The organism is Streptomyces boncukensis, from assembly GCF_011045075.1.
Classification (GTDB): Bacteria; Actinomycetota; Actinomycetes; order Streptomycetales; family Streptomycetaceae; genus Streptomyces; species Streptomyces boncukensis.
Genome location: NZ_JAAKZZ010000560.1, coordinates 1 through 4,428 on the forward strand (window position 1 = coordinate 1; position 4,428 = coordinate 4,428).

The 4,428-nt window shown below is 71.7% G+C and carries 5 protein-coding genes; all 5 read left to right on the forward strand.

Annotation, left to right across the window (positions count from 1 at the left end):
- On the forward strand, window positions 1-721 hold a 721-nt coding region (locus G5C65_RS31960; RefSeq protein ID WP_165302538.1), incomplete at its 5' end, for an MFS transporter.
- On the forward strand, window positions 718-1,401 hold the full coding sequence (locus G5C65_RS31965) for a TetR family transcriptional regulator (protein ID WP_165302539.1): 684 nt from the start codon (window positions 718-720) through the stop codon (window positions 1,399-1,401). The genes G5C65_RS31960 and G5C65_RS31965, both read left to right, overlap by 4 nt.
- A 195-nt stretch (window positions 1,402-1,596) precedes the next feature.
- Entirely contained in the window at window positions 1,597-2,466 is an 870-nt protein-coding gene (rfbA, locus tag G5C65_RS31970; RefSeq protein WP_165302540.1) for a glucose-1-phosphate thymidylyltransferase RfbA, read from the forward strand.
- A gap of 58 nt (window positions 2,467-2,524) precedes the next feature.
- Entirely contained in the window at window positions 2,525-3,646 is a 1,122-nt protein-coding gene (locus tag G5C65_RS31975; protein ID WP_165302541.1) for a DegT/DnrJ/EryC1/StrS family aminotransferase, read from the forward strand.
- A 19-nt stretch (window positions 3,647-3,665) separates the two neighbouring features.
- A complete protein-coding gene (locus tag G5C65_RS31980) occupies window positions 3,666-4,412 on the forward strand; it encodes a class I SAM-dependent methyltransferase (RefSeq protein WP_165302542.1) in 747 nt (248 codons plus the stop codon).
- The last annotated feature ends 16 nt before the right edge of the window (window positions 4,413-4,428 follow it).

Below are 4,428 nucleotides of genomic sequence, written 5' to 3' on the forward strand. Positions count from 1 at the left end.
GGGCCAGGGGGGCGCCCTGCGCCTGCTGATCCGGTATCCGAAGGTGCTGGCCCTGTGCGCCACCTGGGTCTTCACCAGCATCATCATGATCGTCCTCGCCGTCTTCCTGCCGATGCGCCTCGACGAACTGGACATCGGCAACACCGTGCTGGTCGCCCTGTACGGCACGGTGCTGGCCTCCTGCACCGCCAGCGTGATCGGGCTCGGCTACGCCGGGCTGGCCCGCCGCCTGGGCTACCCGGTGCTGGTACGCGCCGCGACGGGAAGCTGGGCGCTGGCGTTCCTGGTCTTCGCCCTCGCCCAGGACCCGTTCACGCTGCTGCTGGTGCCGGTGCTGGTGGGCATCGGCAACGGACTGGCCATGTCCACCATGACCGTGCTGATCGACGACGCGGTGCCGGACGACCAGCGCGGGACGGCGACCTCGCTGCAGTCCTCGGCGATGTTCGGCGGGCAGTTCGCTTCCCCGCTGGTCTTCGGGCCGGTCATCGACGCCACGTCGGTCACGGTCGGCGCCTCGATCTGCGCGGTGCTGGCGGGCTGCCTCTGCCTGGCCTTCTTCCGGCTCAAGGACGCGCCGGACCCCGCGGCGGACCCCGTACCGGGATCCGCGCCTGACCCCGCGGCCGGACACGGACCGGCCGGACACGGGCCGGCCGGACACGGGCCGGCGGGGCAGGACGCCGGGGCCGGGCCGGGCGCCCCGGGGAGCCGGGCATGACCAGCGGCCCTGGGCACCGCGCCGCCGCGCGCGGTGCCCACGCCCGGCTCCGGCCCGGCGGCCGGAGCCGGGCGGGCAGGGGCTCCGCGCGCAAGCGGGCGGCCATCCTGGCCGGGGCGCTGCGCGTGTTCGCGCGGGACGGCTACACCTGCGCCAGCGTCAGCGCGGTCGCCGCCGCGAGCGGCGTGTCCACCCGCACGGTCTACAACCACTTCGGCGACAAGGCGCGGCTCTTCCAGCGGGTGCTCCAGGAGAGCGCCCGCAAGGTCGCAGAGGAGCAGGTCGCCATCATCGGCAGACATCTGGGCGAGCTCACCGAGGCGGAAGGGGGCCTCATCGCGTTCGGCCGGGCCTGGGCCGGCTCGGCCACCGCCCACCCCGACCACTTCGCGGTGGTCCGGCAGATCTCGGCGGAGGCGTGCCGCGTGCCGCACGCCGCGCTCTCCGCCTGGCGGGAGGCCGGCCCGGTGCGGGTCCGCAGAGAGGTCGCCCGCCGGCTGAGCGGGCCTGCGGGCCGCGGCCTGCCGCCCCTGGGGGACCCCGAACGGGCGGCGCTGCACCTGCTGCTGCTCGTCACGGAGCCGCAGGGCTCCGCAGGCGCGCTGACCGCCGAGGAGCGGGAGGAGCTGGTCGTCGCGGGCGTGCGCACCTTCCTCCACGGCTACGCCCCCGCCCCCTGAGCGGCGCGCGGTACGCAGGCGCGGGGCGCACCCCTGCCCGGACTCCACAGCGGAGCCGGGCAGGTTCGCATTTCCCTGAAGGAAGTTGACGCTCCGTTGTCCCGGATTCCCTTGTAACGAGCGGGCGGAGCGAAGAGTCTTTTCTCGGAATCCATACCACTGCGCCCCGGTGACCGTTTCCTTGGAGGCAGGCCAGTGAAGGGAATCATTCTCGCAGGCGGGCACGGAACCCGGCTGCATCCCCTTACCCTCGGCGTATCGAAGCAGTTGCTTCCCGTCTACGACAAACCCATGATCTACTATCCGCTTTCGGTGCTGATGCTCGCCAGGGTGACCGAGATCCAGATCATTTCGGCCCCGCACGATCTGCGGAGCTTCCAGCGCCTGCTGGGGGACGGCTCGTCGCTCGGGCTCTCGCTCAGCTACGCGGAGCAGGACGAGCCGCGCGGACTGGCCGACGCCCTGCTCATCGGCGCCGACCACATCGGGGACGACTCCGTCGCGCTGGTGCTGGGGGACAACATCTTCCACGGGCCGGGCTTCGGCGCCCTGCTGGAGCGGCACGCGGGGGACGTGGAGGGCTGCGTGCTGTTCGGCTACCCCGTACGCAACCCCGAGGACTACGGAGTCGGGGAGGTCGACGCCGAGGGGCGGCTGCTCTCCCTGGTGGAGAAGCCCGCGCGGCCCCGCTCCAACCTGGCGGTCACCGGGCTGTACTTCTACGACAACGACGTGGTCGACATCGCCAAGAACCTCCGCCCCTCCGAGCGCGGCGAGCTGGAGATCACCGACGTCAACCGCACCTATCTGGACCGGGGCAGGGCCACGCTGGTGTCCCTGGGACGCGGCTTCGCCTGGCTGGACACCGGAACGCACGACGCGCTGACCGAGGCCGGACAGTATGTGCGGATCCTGGAGCACCGCCAGGCGGTGCGCATCGCCTGCGTCGAGGAGATCGCCTGGCGCATGGGGTTCATCAGCCGCGAGGAGTGCCACCGGCTCGGCTCCGACATGGCGAAGACGGCCTACGGGCGCTACATCATGGACATTACAGCCGCGGATTGAGGATTCCACGGAAAACGCAGTGCACCAGGACTGTGTTCACAGGACAGGAGGCCGAAAAGTGACAACGCGCGTGTGGGACTATCTGCCGGAGTACGAGAAAGAGAAGGATGACATTCTGGAGGCCGTCGAGAAGGTCTTCGCGTCCGGGCAGCTCATCCTCGGGGAGAGCGTGCGCGCGTTCGAGCGGGAATTCGCGGACTTCCACGGCATGGCGCACTGCACCGGGGTCGACAACGGGACCAACGCGCTGAAGCTGGGCCTGGAGGCGCTCGGCGTCGGCCCCGGCGACGAGGTCATCACCGTCGCCAACACCGCGGCGCCCACCGTGGTCGCCATCGTCGGCACCGGCGCCACCCCGGTCTTCGTCGACGTCCGCGAGGAGGACTTCCTCATGGACACCGCGCAGGTCGAGGCCGCGATCACCCCGCGCACCAAGGCGCTGCTGCCGGTGCATCTGTACGGCCAGTGCGTGGACATGGCGCCGCTGCGGGCCCTCGCGCGCAGCCACGGCCTGAAGATCCTGGAGGACTGCGCCCAGTCGCACGCCGCGACGCACCACGGCCGGCCCGCCGGCACCATGGGCGACGCCGCGGCCTTCTCCTTCTACCCCACCAAGGTGCTGGGGGCCTACGGCGACGGCGGCGCGGTGGTCACCGACGACGACGCCACCGACCGCGCCCTGCGGCGGCTGCGCTACTACGGCATGGAGCAGACCTACTACGTCGTCCACTCGCCCGGCCACAACTCCCGTCTGGACGAGGTGCAGGCGGAGATCCTGCGCCGCAAGCTGACCCGGCTGCCCGGCTACGCCGAGGCGCGCCGGAGCGTGGCCCGCCACTACGAGGAGCAGCTCGCCGACCTCGCGGGCCCCGGCGGCCTGCGGCTGCCCACCACCAACCCCGGCAACACCCACGTGTACTACGTCTACGTCGTCCGCCACCCCCGCCGCGACGAGATCATCGAGGCGCTGAAGGCGTACGGCATCGCGCTCAACATCAGCTACCCCTGGCCGGTGCACACCATGACCGGCTTCGGCTTCCTCGGCTACCGCAGGGGCTCCCTCCCGGTGACCGAGAAGCTGGCCGACGAGATCTTCTCGCTGCCGATGTACCCCAGCCTCACCGAAAGCAGGCAGGACGAGGTCGCCGCCGCGCTGCGCACCGTGCTGGCCTCGCTCTGAGCGGAAAGGACCCGCCGACATGCTCCAGGACACCGCCGAGGACATCGGCATCTACGACGTGGGGGACGTCTACGACGCCATCTACCACGGACGCGGCAAGGACTACCGGCACGAGACCGAGGTGGTCGTGCGCCACATCCGGGCGCGGAAGCCGGAGGCCGCCGCCGTGCTCGACGTCGGCTGCGGCACCGGGGGACATCTGAGGTTCCTCGCCGAGGAGTTCCCGCACGCCGAGGGCATCGACCTGGCCGAGGGCATGCGGGAGGTGGCCCGCAGGGAGCTGCCCGGGGTGCCCGTGCACGCCGGCGACATGCGCGACTTCGCGATGGGCCGCCGCTACGACGCGATCGTCTGCCTGTTCTGCGCCGTGGGCAACCTCAGCGGCACCGGCGAGCTCGACCGGACGCTGGCCGCCATGGCCCGCCACCTCACCCCGGGCGGGGTGATCGTGCTCGAACCCTGGTGGTTCCCGGAGAACTTCACCCCCGGCCACGTCGGCGGCAGCGTCATCACCTCCGGCGCGCGGACTGTCGCGCGCGTCTCCCACACCGTGCGCACGGGCGACTTCAGCAGCATGGAGGTGCACTACGTCGTCGCGGAGCCCGGCACCGGCGTGCGGCACTTCTCCGACGTCCACCCCATGGCCCTCTACACCCGCGAGCAGTACGAGGCCGCCTTCCGGCGGGCCGGCTGCACGGTCGAGCACATCACGGGCGAGTACGACGGCAACGGCCTGTTCGTCGGCGTACAGCGCTGGCTGCCCTGACCGCCCGCCGCCCGCC

Excerpts from the sequence above, each read along its gene's own strand:
- G5C65_RS31980 (WP_165302542.1), top strand. The coding sequence starts at position 3,666 with ATGCTCCAGGACACCGCCGAGGACATCGGCATCTACGACGTGGGGGAC.
- G5C65_RS31965 (WP_165302539.1), top strand. The coding sequence starts at position 718 with ATGACCAGCGGCCCTGGGCACCGCGCCGCCGCGCGCGGTGCCCACGCC.